Below are 17,322 nucleotides of genomic sequence, written 5' to 3'. Positions count from 1 at the left end.
TCTCTATAAAAATTATAATTAGTCTAACTATCTAAATCGATTAAACCTTGTTAATAATCGCAGCAGCAAATATCATAGCTGGTCTAATATAGCTACTAAAATAGATGCATATCCGAAGAGAGCAGGATCAGTTATGAAGCAGCCTAATGAAAACACATTAGATATCGTCATTGCTTGGGTAGATGGCGCAGACCCTATACTTAAACAAAAGCGAGAACAGTATAAGCCAAGTAAAGAAGTGGCATCTGACGCAATAACTGACACGCGTTTCGCCAGTGACGATGAGATATATTATAATATTGCTTCTATCATCAAATATGTGCCTTTTTGTCGTCATATATATATTGTCACAGATCAACAAAAGCCAGCGTTCATTGATGAGTTTGCCAAGCAAGGTATTTGCTCAGCAGATAAAATACGCATCGTTGATCATAAGGATATATTTTCCGGTTATGAGCAATTTTTGCCTACGTTTAACACTCGATCGATTGAGTCGATGATATGGAATATTGAGGGGCTGTCTGATTACTTCATCTATATGAATGATGATTTCTTTTTTAATCAACCAGTAAAAATAGATGAATTTTTGGATGGTAAAAATCTGAACATTCACGGCCACTGGCGTAAAAGTGCGGCATTAAATGCTAAGCTTAATTTCCGAAAATCTCGCTTTAAATTGTTTGGAACACCGATTCAACCAAGGCATACTATCGCCCAAATGCTAAGTGCCAAAATACTTGGTATGGATCAGTTTTTTGAAATTCATCACTATCCGCATATCGTCGATAGGGACATATTGAAAGATTATTTACTAAACCATCCTCAGCTACTGACAAAGCAGATTAGATATAAATTTAGAGATGTGGCGCAGGTGAACCCAATAACCCTGATGAATCATCTTAAAATTCAAAAAGATGAAGCAAATCTAAAACCCGATACCTCTGTCAACTATCTAAAAGATGAAAGTAGTGTCGAGGGTTTTATTGCTGCTTTAGAAGATAAATCTATCAAGTACGGTTGTATCCAGAGCCTAGATCTTCTTGAACCAAATTTACACAAGAAAATCAGCCAAGCTATGAAGCATAAATTTTTAGCGTATCTCCCCGTTTCTGTGACGGGAACACCAGCTCTCTGAGCTAAGGCAACCTGACACCGTATCGTGATTTTGAATCTTATTTAGCATAAACCAATTTTGGACTAGATCTATCAAAGCATAAACATTAATTGGATATATTATGAAAATAGCAGTAGTAGGTACAGGCTACGTAGGCCTATCAAATGCAATGCTATTGGCACAGCACAACGAAGTCGTCGCTGTTGACATTGTTCCTGAAAAAATCGACTTGTTGAATGCCCAGCAGTCCCCTATTGAAGATGAAGATATTGAGGATTTTTTATTAAATAAAAATCTCAACTTTTCTGCGACACTTGATGCATCGGCAGCCTATAAAGGCGCTGATTTTATTATTGTGGCGACACCAACTGATTATGATGCCAAGACCAATTATTTCAATACATCAACGGTAGAAGCAGTGATTGAGCAAGTACTTTTGGTCAATCAACAAGCGACTATTATTATAAAGTCTACCGTACCAGTAGGATATACGGCGAGTATTAGAGAGCGTTATGCAACTGACCGTATTATCTTTTCACCCGAATTTTTGCGAGAAGGTAAAGCGCTGCATGACAACCTTTACCCTTCCCGAATCATTGTAGGTGAACAGTCAGAACAAGCTCAATTATTCGCGAATTTATTACTTGAAGGCGCAATCAAAAAGGACGTACCGCTACTGTTTGTAAAGCCCACTGAAGCTGAGGCAATCAAGCTGTTTTCTAATACTTATTTAGCAATGCGCGTGGCCTACTTTAATGAGCTTGATACTTATGCGCAAACATTTGGACTTGAAACCAAACAAATCATAGAAGGTATTGGTTTAGACCCGCGCATTGGTGATCATTATAACAATCCATCATTTGGCTATGGTGGCTACTGCTTGCCTAAAGATACCAAACAGTTATTGGCAAATTATGACGAGGTGCCAAGTAACCTAATAAAAGCCATTGTCGATTCCAACAGAACTCGTAAAGATTTTATCGCTGATAAAGTTATTGAACGAAAACCGAAAATTGTAGGTATACACCGATTGGTTATGAAAAGTGGATCAGACAACTTTAGAGCTTCTGCCATACAAGGCATCATGAAACGTATTAAGGCAAAAGGTATCGAAGTCATTGTTTACGAACCAGTATTGAAAGAAAGTACCTTTTTCAACTCACAAGTTATTCAAGATCTAGAAGCGTTTAAATCAATGAGTGATGTCATTGTGGCAAACCGTTTATCTGCTGAAATCGAAGATGTGGCGGACAAGGTCTTTACCAGAGATTTATTCGGGAGCGACTGATGAATATATTAGTCACTGGTGCGGCAGGTTTTATTGGTTTTCATCTAATCAAAGCTCTACTAGAAATAGAGCTGCCTAATAGCAATAATTGCATCGTTGGTATTGATAATATTAACGACTACTATGACGTCAGTTTAAAAGAAGATCGCTTAAAACTGCTAAACGAAATATCAGAACCAGAATACTTTACCTTCATTAAGCTAGATCTTGCTGATCGCGAAGCCATGTCTGATCTTTTTTCTACCTATCAATTCGATATTGTCATTAATTTAGGTGCCCAAGCAGGTGTCCGCTACTCTATCGAAAATCCGAATGCTTATATTGATTCAAATGTGGTCGGCTTTGTTAATATACTTGAGGGCTGCCGCCATCATGATATCAAGCATTTGATCTATGCCAGCTCCAGCTCGGTCTACGGTATGAATATAAAACAGCCATTTACCACTGCTGATTGTGTTGATTTTCCTATCAGTTTATATGCGGCTACCAAAAAATCTAACGAGCTCATGGCACATAGTTACAGCCATTTATATAATATCCCTACGACAGGATTAAGGTTTTTTACCGTTTACGGTCCTTATGGTCGACCTGATATGGCCTATTTTTCTTTTACCAAAAAAATTATAGCTGGTGAGCCAATCAATGTCTTCAATAATGGTGATATGCAGCGTGACTTTACCTACATTGATGATATTGTAAAAGGTATCATTCGAATAATGGATAAAGCCCCCTCTCCTCAATACTCTACTATCACTACAGCAACCGCCCCTTATAAAATATATAACATTGGCAATAATCAACCAGTAACTTTACGCCGTTTTATCACTGCCATCGAAAGCGCTTGTGGCAAAAAAGCGCAAGAGAATTTATTACCGATGCAAGCAGGTGATGTGCCTATTACTTATGCAGATATAGACGAGCTAGTAGATGATATTGATTTCAAACCTGATACCAGTATCGAGAATGGAATCACAAAATTTGTCGAATGGTACAAGCAATACTATTCAGTTTAAACAAAAGTATTTTATAAACCACTTTGGTATCAATTTTTTCGACAGACCTTTAAGCTCTAATTGCATCATACTTGTTCAAAGGATTTTAGTGACATGACTACACCTTCAAACTGGCAAAGAAAACTGCTATTGATATTTCTAAGTGAAAAAAGATTGAATGCGGGTAAGATTGTCAAAAACTATGATGGTAAAAGCTTTAATGAGATGAAAACGACAATAATCACTGAGTTATCGTGTGATATTGAAGCACTGACAGATGAGCGTAAAAGTACAGACTTAGAAATCCACTTAAATAACTTAAAGTATCAATCTTTAGGAGAGTCTGAGCTCTGCTTTTATCACAATACGCTTATTATATTGATGCGCCGCAAATACAAAATAGATAAAACTTTTGCTGAATTTGAAAAGCTTTGGGAGTCAGAAAGCGATTATTTATTAGAGCATCTTTCGCTGCGCTGGATTGTCTCAGCCTGCGATACTTTCATTGATCACTCAAACAACAGTCTTAGAGCTGCTATTTTAATGAACGTCATCACTCTGATGAATACCTTAAGAGTTCATGAGACCAAAAACTTTTTACAACTAAGCGCTAATGCTGAACCTAAGCCGTTATTAGACGAAAAAACCGACATACTTTATGCCGGCGATTTGCCTCTATACGATGGACTTACTTATTTTCGTATTGGTACCGATGATAGCTTAAGAAATATGCGTAAACGCTATAATAAATTTCAGAAAGTCGATAAATTGGCTACGACTATACTGCTCGCTGTATTCGAAAAACTACAGAACAACCAGAGTGCTTTCGCTACTCTACGGCAATTGCATAGAGATGATTGGTCCAAATGGTGGTTAGATTAGGGCTATCTTTCTCATATTTTGACTCAAAACTACTGCTTTCGTTTTTTATCAATGCTGAGACTAAGAAACGCCTAATTATTGGTTGCCATAAACTCTATATATTGTTGAGCAATATTCGTTGGTAGCAGCTCATTGTCGAATGCGGACTCATACATACTAGCATCCACCATTGCTTCATCCATTTTTTCTGCTAAAGCATCAACATCTCCTACAGGGACGAGGTTGTACGATGGTAGTAGCTCACTTGGACCTGATGGGCAGTCTGTACTGATGACAGGCGTCCCTAAAGCCAGTGACTCAGCAATGACTCGTCCAAACCCTTCAAATATTGATGATAACACCATAAACTTTGCTTTTCGGATATAGGGATACGGGTTTTTTTGAAAACCTAAAAAATATACATGATGGTCTAAACCTAAAGAAATAACCAACGTCTTCATTTGCTCTAACAATGCTCCCTCACCTAACAACAAAAGCGGAACCGTTTTTTTTGTTTTTGCATAGCTTCTAAGTAAGACCTCATGGGCTTTTTGAGTCTTAAAACTACCAACATGAACAATATAACTATCAAACTCTGGCTCAAACTCTGGCTCAAACTCTGACGCCGATTGTATGATCTGTATTTGGTCAATCGGGTTATATATTGTCGTGGTATTTGTAACACCTAATGTAGACTGAAAGTCTTTTTCGACTCCTTTACTAATACATATACAAGGATGCCGAGAATATATATTGCTTAATCTTTTCTCATTTGCTTTTTTGCCTTGGCTTCTAAACAATTCAATTTTTTTAGAAAGATTATTTCTAATTACGTGTGCAATATTAGGTAGCTTACTGTGACGCAAGACCATATCAGCTTTGTCTAAATTCGCAAGCGTCAGTATTGGAGTGCCAATCTCTTTGCTCACGTATCTGTCTAATACTTTTGCAAAGTACCAGTGCCTCAGTTGTTTAGTGGGTATAGACTTATAGTCACTTAGGTCAAGTTGATGATAGGAAATATCATCACTGAGTTCATACGATATTTTAGATTTAAAGCGTAGAATATGAACGTCATAACCTAAATCGTGAAAACCCTGTCCAAGAGTTAAAACAGAGCGTTCGGCACCCCCGCCTTGTAGGCAGTTAATCACAAGTAACACTTTTTCTTTATTATTCAGTTCTTCTTTTACTTCTATAATATTATTAGCCATGTATCAGGTATTCTTAAAGGTAAGTATTTCAATTTAGAAATATGGTGATATCACTATATTTCAGCTATTACTTTTGAGTAAATTCTACGTATTTTTCTGCTATCTTGACTGGTAGTAGCGACTCATCGAATGGCGCATGAAATTCCTGCGGATTATTCATAGCCTGACGCATTTTTTTGGCAATGGCGTCAACATTGCCCATAGGCATTAAATTATTTTGAGGCAGTAACTCACTTGGGCCTGATGGGCAATTGGTACTGATAACTGGTGTACTTAGTACGAGAGCTTCGGCAATAACCAAGGCAAAGCCTTCCCAATCAGAGGTCAATATTTTAAATTGCGCATGTTTAATATAAGGAAAAGGGTTATCACGAAACCCTAGAAATACCACTTTTTCTGTTAAATTTAACTCTGTTACTAGCTGTTCTGTCTCGTTCTTGTGCTTGCCTTGACCTAAGAATAATAACTTCATAGATTGATCAGTCTGTGCGTAGGCTTTTACTAACAAATCATGGCGTTTTGCATCTTTGAAACTACCGACATGAATAATATAGTTTTGATACTCAGGAACAAAAGCATCAGCCTGCTTTTGAATGCTGTCTCTATCAATTGGATTGTGGATGGCAATGGTTGGCGTAATACGACCAAAGCTCTTGATAAAATCTTTTTGTGCGCCTTCGCTCACACACACACATGGGTGCTTTGCGTATATCTCCACCATTCTTTTTTTCAATTGTTCAGCATCATAATTTTTATTAAACTTGTAGAGTAGTGATACCGTATTATGGATAATATAAGTGATATTAGGTAGTTTGCTATTACTTAGAATACTATCTGCACGGTCTAGATTAGACAATATGATGTCAGGCTGACCGATATGTTGTAGAACATATTTATCGACAGCACGAGCAAACACTCTATCGCGTCTTTGTGCACCTGGTATCAGTTTGTAGGGCTTAAACTTTAAGACATGATAATTGAGATTTTGGCTTAAATCGTACTGTACCAGTGGCTTGAATCTTAGAATATGTACTTCATACCCTAATTCGTAAAATCCTTGCCCCAATGTCAATACAACACGTTCCGCACCGCCGCCTTGTAAACAATTAATAACGAGTAACGCTATTTTTTTGTGCTGCTTCATAAACGACAACCTATGGAATAAATCTTTAGCTTTTTAAAAAGGCTTTTCACTGCTTCATTAAAAACTAGCGTTTAAATAGCTTTGAAAAAAATGACTTAGAAGCATGTGGACGAGTCACCTTATTACCTATATATCCTTGTTGTGATTTTTTTGGAAAACTACCAAATGGCTCAATTCGATAACTTTCTAAATCATATCCAGCAGTAAGCGCTTCATTATAGTAGGTATCGAAAAGATCGACCAAATCCTGTCTTGGATGTGGCAATACTTCACCGTCAAACCAATGCTCAATCCCTTCCTCATTTACTCTAGGTAAGGAATACTTATGACTGAATTGCGTTCCCATATCCGAATAATGCAAAATTTTGATTTCTTCTATTGCTAAGTCTTCACCATCGATACAGTTATAGCTATCTTGATAAGGCTCAATCAGTTGCGGGTTTTTCTTAAACAAAGCCATCATCTCTTTGTGACTTTTGGGATCTTTTTTAAGTTTCTCGATAGGCAAAACCACATTTTTTGCAGCATCACAATCCCACACACAGGTGCATAGGCGAGTCATATCAGCATTTGCTTTAGCGGCTACTATAGACTGCCCTTGAATAGGATGCTGCCATAGCTTTGCTAGATCGTCTAAAATAACAACATCAGCATCCATATAGATCGCACGTCCAGAATAATTGCAATACTCCGGAATCGCCCATCTGAAACCAGAAAAAGGCGTTGACCATTTAGTAGTATCCCAACCCTTACCAGTCTCAGGATTTGAATACCAGTAGCTGTCCGGATCTCGCGATAACTGCATCCATACTATTTCCACTGGTATACTAGTATGTTTATGAATACTATAATCTAGAACCATCATCTGCTCTAAATCACAGTTATTTGGGTCACAGCCAACAAAGACTCTGATGGTATCATTTGTTTTCATAATTCTATCCATTCACTGGGTCATGCTTCTATCTTCACGAATATAAAGATAGCAAGCATCAATACTAACGTTTGCTAATATGGTAATAACTATAAAGTTAAATCTATTCTTTCCAGTACTTTTCAATCCACCCTACTGGCAAGATAAAATGACGCAAATGGCGCAATGGGCGTTTCAAGTTTTTAGGCTCAGTAAGTCTTTTTAGATGGTCTTTAGCATTGTTGGCAGCGTTTTTATTATATCTACCTTCAATAGCGTGCGTAGGATACAAATCACCTGGGAAGATAACAATACGAGCGCCTTTAGGAATCTTCGGTTCTTTGATGTAGTTAAGCGGAAATGGTTGGCGACATTTGCGTCTAAAGTGTGCTACCCATGCCTTTGGAAACAGCTTGACACCACCTGGCGCATTACGAGTGACGAAGCGCTGCTCAAAACGATACTCATCAGCGATACCTTGTGGATCGGCTTTGAATTTCTCTTGTAATGAGACAAGCGACCCGATCTGAAATCTAAAACAAGAGGTCTGCCCTAAGCGCTCTAATGGATTGCTTGGATTGTAAGACAAGATAACATCATCTGGCTCGCCATATTCAAAGAAAGGATCGAGGCTATCGACGATGATCACATCTAAATCTACAAACAATACTGTCCCTGTTAAATCACCGAGTTTTTCACCCCACAAACGAGATTTCGGCCACTTTCCTAACGTATTCGTTGGCATGGTGACATCTAATGGTGGCAATTCTTGACATTCGATTTCTGGACGTACGTCAGTCGTATCATCCGTAAAACATACAAAACGAAATGGCGGGGTAATATTACGAGATACCATACCATATAGTTTATTGGCGTAATCAGCACCGTATTTTGTACCCCATTTAATACAAATAATTTGTTTGATATTTTTATTATCGGCTGTACTAGAATCTATTGGCATTGACTGCTCACTTTAATCGTATGAATAAATATGATGGCTATATTAGCATAAAAAAAAGACTGAACAATTATGTTCAGCCTTTTTGGTCTTTAAAGTAATGGCATTATTAATCAATAAAGCTTAACCAGTCCATATATTGCTCATTACGACCATGAACCACATCAAAGTATAAGGTCTGTAGTTTTTCAGTCAATGGACCGCGGCCACCATTACCGATGATACGATCGTCATATTCACGAATAGGCGTGACTTCAGCAGCGGTACCTGTCATAAATATCTCGTCAGCTAAGTAAAACTCATCACGAGTGATGCGGCGTTCGATGACATTGATACCTAGGTCAGCTGCGAACTGCAAGATAGTACGACGGGTGATACCGTCTAATGCACCACCTGATAGGTCTGGCGTATGTAGCTCACCATTTTTCACCAAAAATAAGTTCTCGCCTGCGCCCTGACATACAAATCCTTGTGGATCCATCAAGATAGCTTCGTCATAGCCATTGCGCGTCACTTCTTGATTGGCCATGATAGACACAGGATAGTTACTAGAGGCTTTAGCCTTACACATAGTCACGTTTGGCATGTGATGCGTATAAGATGACGTTTTTACACGGATACCGTTTTTGATGCCCTCTTCACCAAGATAAGCACCCCAATGCCAAGCAGCAACCATTGCATTGATGCTGTTATCACGTGAAGACAGGCCAAGTTTTTCTGCACCTACCCAAATGAGCGGACGAATATAAGCTTCTGCCAAGTTGTTTTGCTTGACCACATCCTTATGTGCTTGCTCTAGAGTGGCAGCATCAAAAGGTACATCCATTTGGAAGATTTTGGCTGAGCCAAGGAGACGCTCGGTATGTTCTTTTAAGCGGAAAATAGCGGTACGATTATCAGCTGTCTGATAAGCGCGTACGCCTTCAAACACAGCCATACCGTAATGCAAGCTATGTGTAAGCACATGAACTTTAGCATCTGGCTGTTCGATCATTGTGCCATTCATCCAAAGCTTACCATCTTGTGTTGCCATATTCATTTTATTGTCCTTATGCTAGCACTGACGTCTAACTTTTTTTAGGTAGGTTTTATTTAACAGTATTGATCAACATCGTATGATAACACCGCAGCGTCAATTTTTATTGCCTAAACAACAGCTTCATTATGACGAACGACTGACAGTGCTATGATGATGTGTGACCGATTATATCACTGGCCGTCTTGGCAAATGAAATCTTTTGGTTTGGCACTATATGGTTTTTAATTATATCGTTTCTAGCTACCGATTCTATCCATAGTTTTTGTTCATAGCTTTTGTTCATAGCTTCTATTTATCATAACGCATTACAGTTTAAGCGTCTCTTCGACCATCGGCAAGGCCTTAATCATACAAGTTTCGATATTACTCGTCGTCTGTCTCCACGCCCATGAGATGCTGCCACTGTGATTGTACTAACGCTCGCGTCTCCTGCCACAATGACTCATCAACGAGCAAAGACTGCTCTGATAGTGCCAACTGATGCGTGGCAGCACGTATCCTTAGATAGGCATCGGTCAAATCCTGACAGACTTGGTCATCCCAAATACTAAGCAAAGCAACTTCTGCAAAAATTCGCACATTATCGCTCCATTTGGTCAAACTCGGATATTCATGCGAGTAGGCCAATACGGCAAACTGTGCTAAGAACTCAATGTCTACAATACCGCCTGCATCTTGCTTAAGATGAAATTTACCCGCTTCCTGCTGCCATTGGTTCGTCCCTAGATGCTTTTGCATTTTGATACGCATGCTAGTGACTTCGCTACGTACTTGATCCAGTGTCCGTGGCAACGACAATACATCGCGGCGAATATCACAAAAGCGTGCAGTGACTCGTCTGTCCCCGCAAATCGCACGAGCACGTACCAACGCTTGATGCTCCCATGACCATGCCTTATCCATTTGATAGGTTTCAAACGCATGACAAGACACCACCATCATGCCAGCATTTCCCGAAGGCCGCAGACGCATATCAATCTCATAAGCACGGCCATCACGTGTTTGAGTATTGAGATAATTCATCAGTTTTTGTACAAGACGCGCGGCAAACTTCATACCACTGACTGATTTTTCACCAGTGGTCATACCTTGCTCTTTTATCTTGTGTAAGAATACCAAGTCCAAATCTGAAGAATACGATAACTCTAAGCCACCAAGCTTGCCATAACCGATAATTGCAAAGCCGCAGTCTGCTTCAGTGACTGGGTCACCATCTTGGCCAATAGGATACCCATAACGATTAACAATCTCTGCAAAAGCGCGCTCCAATGCGGCTTCTAATACGACTTCAGCGATGTAAGTCAATGAATCCGACACTTTCATAATCGGGCGTTCAGCCAATACATCACTAGCCGCGACCGCCAACACCTGATTCTTTTTAAACAGTCGCAGGACGCTCAACAGCTCTTCTTCATCGTTTGGCTCGACGCGTAACAACTGTTGACGCAAGATATCACGCAGCTCACGCTTATCTGGCAGATGGCGATAACGCTGCTGCAAAAATGTGTCTAATAATACAGGATACTGAGCCAACTCTTTTGCGATCCACGGGCTGGCAGATAGCATTGGAATCAGCTCAATCGTTGCATTAGGGTTTTCAGCAATCATGACCAAATAGATAGAACGGCGGCAAATCGCTTCAAGCAGTGAGATCAATCTTGGTAAAGCAGTATTGGCAAGTTGCTGCTGTTCTTGATGCGCTAACAACGCATGGACAATGACAGGATATGCGTCGTCTAAACGCTCTCTGGCTTCATCACTTAAATTAGCCACCATTTTTGATTGCCAAAAATTCTGTAGTACCTCGCGATTTTCTTTTGTTAGCACTTCATTTAAACGGGCAATTTGCTCATCTAAGTGCTCTGGCTCTAGGTCGGTATCTTCGTTATCAGGTATTTGACGCTCAGTGACCATACGCTCAAACGGCACATTGACACTCTCGCGATGACGATTAAGCTGATCTAACAAGGCATGCCAGTTTTCAAAATTCAGCGTCACTGCTAGATTATGCTGCCATTGCTCATCGTGTGGTAAGCGCTGGGTCTGTTGGTCATTAATCGCTTGAATAGCATGCTCAAGCCGGCGTAAGAACCGATACGCTGCCTGTAGCTGCTCGTAAGTTGAATGCTCCAGATAGCCAAGCTCACACAATACTTGCATCGCTTGCAAGCAAGGTTTGATTTGCAGCTGTGGATGCCGGCCACCATAGATAAGCTGAAAGGCCTGTACGATAAACTCAATATCTCTAATGCCACCCGCGCCAAGCTTGATATTGTCCAAGTCTTCACGCTGTGCAACTTGGTTTTGAATAAGAGATTTCATCTCTCTCAATGCCGAAAACGCACTGTAGTCCACATAATAACGAAACACAAATGGCTTAATCAGCGCTTGTAACTCTTCATAAAATGGCTGGTCTATTTGTCCGACCACGCGCGCTTTTAACCAAGCAAAACGCTCCCATGCACGCCCATGCATCGTAAAGTATTTTTGCAATGCAGACAGATGAATGGCTAAATCACTTCCATCACCCCATGGACGTAAGCGCATATCTACTCGAAAGACAAAACCATCAGCGGTCTTGTTATCAAGCAGTTTAATAATGCCTTGACCCAATCGAGTCATAAAGCGTTTGTTATCTATGCTACGTGTGCCTTTTGCTTTACTGCCATTGGTCTCGCCGCGCGCTTGATGCACAAAGATTAGATCAATATCACTCGATAAATTCAGCTCTTGCGCACCAAGCTTACCCATGGCCATAATCGCCATATCATCAATCTGTACATTGCCTTGTTCATTGATAAAGGTCGGCTCACCATATTTAGCAACCAAGTGCTGATAAGTGTAATCTTTAGCAAAAGAGATACAGCCATCTGCAAATTCAGACAACTCATCGGTCAGTTGCTCCAGACTGATCGTTTGCAAGGCATCTTGCCAAATCCAGCGCATCATTAGTAGCGTGCGCAAGTGACGCAGACCACTCATGACCTTGATTTCATCAGCGAGTTGATAGTTCTCATCTAGCGTATAATCTTGTATCAGATCATCGATTTGCTGGCGGGTCAGCGTACTATTCAACGGATAGCTACGCAAAAAAGTCTGACACGAAACGGTCCGACTTTCCCAAATCTGATAAGCAAATTCGCTCGCTGTCTGCAGGACTTGCAGTTGTTCTACGGTAGGCTGATAATCTGTACCATTGTTCACACGTGAGGGCATAGCAGGTAACATAGTGACAAAAACTCCTTACATAGAATGGTAAGACTACGTGAACCTAGCTCATAAGTTTATTGTTTTTTCTTACGAGGCAGTCACAGCATCAAATAATAATACTCAGTGTGCCTACACTTGAGATAAAACCACGTTAAATAACAGTGACTCTACTTGGTTTGCGGCGCTTTATGGTAGCATAAACATCTTTGATAGAGACGACTCACCTCTCTTTTATGACACAACAACATTTGATGTGACAGTATGATCCGCTGTATGTCGCATTATCAGTATAAATTCTGTTTTCTGTCACGCAAATTTGCACACAAGCACTATAATAATAACGACCAAATGACTTTATACAAAGCATTTATAGCAACTCGGCCATAATTTTTAAACTCTAATTTATAATATGTGATACCGCGCCTTATGACGACCACTACCCCGTTACTACTGATTACTGCTGACCCTAGTCACCCATTGGCACACTTGGCGTTACGCTATGCACGCGCTTACCTGAAGGGCGCAGCGAATAGTGATGATGTTGATAACAATGACACTAATAGCGTAGGCAGCAGCGATAATGCTACCTCTGAACTACCTCTGCTCAACGTCTTCTTTTATGGCGACTCGGCTCACATAGCCAATCGATTGCGTTGGCAGTCAGCCGATCAATTAGACTTGACCAAAGAATGGCAGTCTTTGGCTGAGCGGTATCAATTACCCCTGCCTGTCTGTGTCAGTACAGCCCTTAGCCGCGGTGTGAGTGATGTAGACAACAGCTCACGCCATCAGCTTGACGGTGCCAATCTTGCGACAGGGTTTACCTTAGTGGGACTCAGTGAACTTGCGATGATGATGCAGGACGACTGTCGTTTGATACAATTTTGATAGCGTATCGTTTGATGGTTTGTCTATTGAGATCACTGGTAGCGGTAACTATTTTTAGGAATACATAATGAGATTATTAATTCAGCTGCACACGCCCACTGAAGCAGCAAGCTACGAAGGTTGTGCGCTTGCGCTAACTTTAGCGACATTTGGTCATGAGGTGCAATTATTCTTAGATGCGCCAGTCTTTGGATTATTGATGCAATCTGACTCGCGGCTGCATGGCATGATTCAGTCACTTGAGCTTTATGACATGCCTGCAGCTTGGCTACCTGATGATGTCTTTAGTGGCTGGGTCACCGGTATGTTGCCGACAGATCTGGCATCACAGCTCACACTCGTGCCAGAGGTCATCAACTCACAAGACTTTGAGCAGATACTCACATTTTAAATCACTATATAACTTAGATTTATAAAATAATAAAGCACGTAATCGGACACCTTTATGGCAACTTTATATCAATTGCATAGCACGATGGCTACCCTTAGACGCAGCACCGAAGAGATGTCTCTCACTTGGCGCACAGGTGATAGTATTCTCTTGCTTGGCAGCACCCCTGCTTTTATCGACTGGCTCAATGCTTATTTAAATGATAGCGATATCGAGGATATTGCTGGTATTTACGCATTAGCAGATGACATCGCACAGCTCACAGCAAATACAACTGGCAAACTTAATTTAGAGACTAAGTTGACTACTATTTTAAACGACGCAGAATGGGTGAATCTGACTCAGAGCAGTCAGTTTGATAAAGTGGTGACGATTGCCTTATGAGTAATGATATGACCACTCACAACGCTGTATTATCGGCGGCTAATATCGAATTAGATCAAGACGGCCATCTGTGTGACCATACGATTTGGACACCTGTTATCGCGCAGCAATTGGCAGACACACTAGAGGTCAATCTGAGCGATGAGCATTTAGAAATTTTGCAACAAGTGCGCGCGTTTTTTGATAAATTTAATCACGCGCCAGCAACCCGTCCACTAATCAAATGGCTACAAAAGACTTTGCCAGACCAAGATATTAGCAATCAAAAGCTACAGCAATTGTTTAATACAGGTTTGGTCGCGCGTCATGTCAATCGCTTAGCAGGACTACCCAAACCACCAAACTGTTTATAAGTGCTTTATAGGTGGTAAGACACACTAGATATCATATTAAATAACCAGTGTAGATGAGTGAGCAGTATCTAATATTTTACTGCTCATTAAGTACGCAAATACTTTTAAGTCTATAGTTATTGCTTTGTAGAATCGCTATTTTGGGTCATAGACTGTCAATGTCTCATAACCAACGCTACGACCTTCATCGCCTGCAAATCCTTGCTGTCGCCATATCTCGTACAGACAAATGGCTACGCTATTTGATAAGTTTAAACTACGCGAGTCAGCCAGCATGGGCAGTCTTAGCCAGTTATCAGCACCGATATCTTCACGTATATCATCTGCCAAACCTGCTGTCTCAGAACCGAAAACCAGCGCGATATTGGGCATAGCAGCCTTATCAGATACTTCGGAGTCCGAGTGCTTACCAAAGTCATAATCGTAGAACGGTTTGCTCAGTTTGGTTGTCAATGCGGTAACGACATTGCAATCAGCAGTTTTTAGAGCTTGTCTCGCAGCCGTCCAATCATCATGCACTTGCAAATGCGCGTATTCATGATAATCAAGACCTGCACGGCGTAGCTTTTTATCATCAAGCTCAAACCCTAACGGTCTCACTAAATGCAGCTGCGCGCCGCTGTTGGCACACAAGCGAATAATGTTGCCAGTATTGCTCGGCATTTTTGGGGCGACCAACACGATATGAATGGTCATACTTGTTTACTCCACAAATGGTCGATGCTCTATTATTTAAATTTATGAGCGATAGGTAATTAAAAGTTACAGTTTACTGCCAATAATTACATTTTGATACTGTGCAGCGTTTTTAACTTTCACTATGATGTCTGTAATGGATAACGCGATAGCATTTATGTATGACTGTCTCATCCAATACCCCTTCAGTGAAGCTTGAGCACGATGCTTAGCGTCACTGTTGTTATTTATAACCATTCATTTATCTTTGAGGATACTATTATGAAAAAAGTAATCATTGCATCTTTAACTGCTATGTTCGTTCTAACTGGTTGCAACACGTTCAAAGGCTTTGGCCAAGACGTATCAAGCGCTGGTGATGCTGTAACTGGCAGCGCACAAGAAGTACAAAACAAAATCTAAGGTCTGCTTTTTTTAGATTTTCAAAAGGGCTTATCATTCATTTGATAAGCCTTTTTTGTGTTCTTACTTCGCTGCTGTTAAACAATCACTCAAGCAAACTTTTATAAAAACGCGCGTAATATCTGATTGAGATAACGCTGGCCTAATACAGTCGGTTGCAACTGCGTATCACTATCTACCAACAATCCTTGTTTGACCAGACTGTTTACTTGTTCAGTAATACTATCAAAGGTTAATCCAGTTCTCTTTTCAAACAGTGACCAAGCGACACCGCCATGTAAGCGCAGTGCGTTTAGCATAAACTCGCTCACTAACTCCTCTTGATCAATCGCTTGCCAGCCAACCATCTTTGGTGTGATTTGGCGTGTATCAGACATCTCCGTGGCATCTGGATTTATTACTACATAATCTTTTGGCAAACGTGATTTGCTAAAACGATAGATACCTGACGCTACTAATAAGTCATCTTCCATTTTATCTTTTACTTCTGATGAATTGCTATCATCACGACCAATCGTCACCTTACCATGAGCTCCAGCGCCAATGGCTAAATAGTCGCCAAACTGCCAATAGTTGATATTATGACGACATGGTTTGTCTGACGCACCTGCCCATGCCGACACCTCATAATTGTTATAACCTAATTGCTGCAATAGCGCTTGCCCTGCTTGTTCAATATCTGCCAAATTGTCTTCATCAGGTAAAATAGGCTGGCTACGGTAAAATACGGTATTTGGCTCAATAGTCAGTTGATACCAAGAGATATGCGTTGCACCAGCATTATGCGCCATTTGGATATCTTCTAGCGCTTCATTCATGGTTTGCTGCGGTAGACCGTGCATCAGGTCGACGTTGACCCGTACAAATCCAGCCGCTTTGGCAGCGCGAATTGCTGATAACGCTTGCACAGGATCATGGATACGCCCCAGTACCTTTAGCTTATCAGCGGCAAAGCTCTGTACACCGATAGACAGACGATTGATACCAACCTCTAAATACTGCGCAAATGGTGCATGCTCAAGCGTGCCAGGATTGGCCTCCATCGTGATTTCAATGTCTTCTGCAAATTCAAAACACGTACGTAAACCAATAAACAGTCGCTGATACTGAGCAATGGGTAGCAAAGACGGCGTACCACCACCAATAAATATCGAACCAATCTCTCGGCCCTGAGTTAAAGGTTGCTGCATCGCGGCATCTAACAGTAACGTATCAACATATTCTTCATACATGGATAGCTCACTGTCCATCGGTAGCTCATGCGAATTAAAATCGCAATAAGGACACTTCTTCACACACCACGGAATGTGAATGTAAAGAGACAATGGAATGTCGATCACGTCTACCGCGATAGTATCCGTCGTTGGTTCAGTAAGACTTAACGTATTTAGATCGTTTGGCATGCTGTCTGTATTCACTTTGGGCATAAATAAACTTATTTTGTAGTGAGCAATAATGATCGATATCAAAAGTAACGC

The 17,322-nt window shown here is 40.6% G+C and carries 17 protein-coding genes; 9 read left to right on the top strand and 8 right to left on the bottom strand.

Annotation, left to right across the window (positions count from 1 at the left end; genetic code table 11):
• The first annotated feature begins 133 nt into the window (after positions 1-133).
• The 4 genes from ACQKCP_RS02370 (at position 134) to ACQKCP_RS02355 (ending at position 4,276) form a co-directional block, all read left to right on the top strand.
• Positions 134-1,135 carry a capsular polysaccharide biosynthesis protein gene (locus ACQKCP_RS02370; RefSeq protein WP_427611126.1) on the top strand — a complete coding sequence of 334 codons (1,002 nt, stop codon included), beginning with the start codon at positions 134-136 and terminating at the stop codon, positions 1,133-1,135.
• A 100-nt stretch (positions 1,136-1,235) separates the two neighbouring features.
• Positions 1,236-2,402 carry a nucleotide sugar dehydrogenase gene (locus ACQKCP_RS02365; protein ID WP_427611125.1) on the top strand — a complete coding sequence of 389 codons (1,167 nt, stop codon included), beginning with the start codon at positions 1,236-1,238 and terminating at the stop codon, positions 2,400-2,402.
• Complete coding sequence (locus ACQKCP_RS02360) at positions 2,402-3,415, top strand: NAD-dependent epimerase (RefSeq protein ID WP_427611124.1); 1,014 nt, start codon at positions 2,402-2,404, stop codon at positions 3,413-3,415. Before ACQKCP_RS02365 ends, ACQKCP_RS02360 begins: the two co-directional genes overlap by 1 nt.
• A 93-nt stretch (positions 3,416-3,508) precedes the next feature.
• Entirely contained in the window at positions 3,509-4,276 is a 768-nt protein-coding gene (locus ACQKCP_RS02355) for a hypothetical protein (RefSeq protein WP_427611123.1), read from the top strand.
• 71 nt (positions 4,277-4,347) lie between these two features.
• Here the strand turns inward: ACQKCP_RS02355 and ACQKCP_RS02350 are convergent, their stop codons facing one another.
• The 6 genes from ACQKCP_RS02350 to glnE form a co-directional block, all read right to left on the bottom strand.
• Positions 4,348-5,469 carry a glycosyltransferase gene (locus ACQKCP_RS02350; protein WP_427611122.1) on the bottom strand — a complete coding sequence of 374 codons (1,122 nt, stop codon included), beginning with the start codon at positions 5,467-5,469 and terminating at the stop codon, positions 4,348-4,350.
• A gap of 67 nt (positions 5,470-5,536) precedes the next feature.
• Positions 5,537-6,613, bottom strand: a complete 1,077-nt coding sequence (locus ACQKCP_RS02345) for a glycosyltransferase (RefSeq protein WP_427611121.1) — start codon at positions 6,611-6,613, stop codon at positions 5,537-5,539.
• Positions 6,614-6,677: 64 nt separating this feature from the next.
• Positions 6,678-7,544 carry a glycosyltransferase gene (locus ACQKCP_RS02340; RefSeq protein ID WP_427611120.1) on the bottom strand — a complete coding sequence of 289 codons (867 nt, stop codon included), beginning with the start codon at positions 7,542-7,544 and terminating at the stop codon, positions 6,678-6,680.
• Between the two features lie 103 nt (positions 7,545-7,647).
• On the bottom strand, positions 7,648-8,484 hold the full coding sequence (locus ACQKCP_RS02335) for a glycosyl transferase (RefSeq protein ID WP_427611119.1): 837 nt from the start codon (positions 8,482-8,484) through the stop codon (positions 7,648-7,650).
• Positions 8,485-8,590: 106 nt separating this feature from the next.
• The gene (locus ACQKCP_RS02330; RefSeq protein WP_296207733.1) at positions 8,591-9,520 is read right to left on the bottom strand and encodes a branched-chain amino acid transaminase; all 930 of its coding nucleotides are present in this window, start codon (positions 9,518-9,520) and stop codon (positions 8,591-8,593) included.
• Positions 9,521-9,883: 363 nt separating this feature from the next.
• A complete protein-coding gene (gene glnE, locus ACQKCP_RS02325; protein ID WP_427611118.1) occupies positions 9,884-12,748 on the bottom strand; it encodes a bifunctional [glutamate--ammonia ligase]-adenylyl-L-tyrosine phosphorylase/[glutamate--ammonia-ligase] adenylyltransferase in 2,865 nt (954 codons plus the stop codon).
• A gap of 408 nt (positions 12,749-13,156) precedes the next feature.
• Here glnE and tusD point away from each other — a divergent pair, with 408 nt between their 5' ends.
• The 4 genes from tusD (at position 13,157) to ACQKCP_RS02305 (ending at position 14,746) form a co-directional block, all read left to right on the top strand.
• Positions 13,157-13,618 carry a sulfurtransferase complex subunit TusD gene (tusD, locus tag ACQKCP_RS02320; RefSeq protein WP_427611117.1) on the top strand — a complete coding sequence of 154 codons (462 nt, stop codon included), beginning with the start codon at positions 13,157-13,159 and terminating at the stop codon, positions 13,616-13,618.
• Between the two features lie 67 nt (positions 13,619-13,685).
• A complete protein-coding gene (locus tag ACQKCP_RS02315; RefSeq protein ID WP_101204423.1) occupies positions 13,686-14,009 on the top strand; it encodes a hypothetical protein in 324 nt (107 codons plus the stop codon).
• A gap of 54 nt (positions 14,010-14,063) precedes the next feature.
• Positions 14,064-14,393, top strand: a complete 330-nt coding sequence (locus ACQKCP_RS02310; protein ID WP_427611116.1) for a hypothetical protein — start codon at positions 14,064-14,066, stop codon at positions 14,391-14,393.
• Between the two features lie 8 nt (positions 14,394-14,401).
• Entirely contained in the window at positions 14,402-14,746 is a 345-nt protein-coding gene (locus ACQKCP_RS02305) for a TusE/DsrC/DsvC family sulfur relay protein (RefSeq protein ID WP_427611115.1), read from the top strand.
• Positions 14,747-14,881: 135 nt separating this feature from the next.
• On the opposite strand, the gene ACQKCP_RS02300 is transcribed toward ACQKCP_RS02305, so the two are convergent.
• Positions 14,882-15,442, bottom strand: a complete 561-nt coding sequence (locus ACQKCP_RS02300; protein ID WP_427611114.1) for a tRNA (cytidine(34)-2'-O)-methyltransferase — start codon at positions 15,440-15,442, stop codon at positions 14,882-14,884.
• A gap of 261 nt (positions 15,443-15,703) precedes the next feature.
• On the opposite strand from ACQKCP_RS02300, the gene ACQKCP_RS02295 reads away from it, so the two are divergent.
• Positions 15,704-15,844: an entericidin A/B family lipoprotein gene (locus ACQKCP_RS02295; protein ID WP_427611113.1), complete on the top strand. Its 141-nt coding sequence runs from the start codon at positions 15,704-15,706 to the stop codon at positions 15,842-15,844.
• A 101-nt stretch (positions 15,845-15,945) separates the two neighbouring features.
• On the opposite strand, the gene hemW is transcribed toward ACQKCP_RS02295, so the two are convergent.
• Positions 15,946-17,247: a radical SAM family heme chaperone HemW gene (hemW, locus tag ACQKCP_RS02290; RefSeq protein ID WP_427611657.1), complete on the bottom strand. Its 1,302-nt coding sequence runs from the start codon at positions 17,245-17,247 to the stop codon at positions 15,946-15,948.
• Between the last annotated feature and the right edge of the window lie 75 nt (positions 17,248-17,322).

This window comes from Psychrobacter sp. NPDC078631 (assembly GCF_050268165.1).
Lineage (GTDB): Bacteria > Pseudomonadota > Gammaproteobacteria > Pseudomonadales > Moraxellaceae > Psychrobacter.
This window is presented reverse-complemented; position numbering and strand designations above follow the sequence as displayed.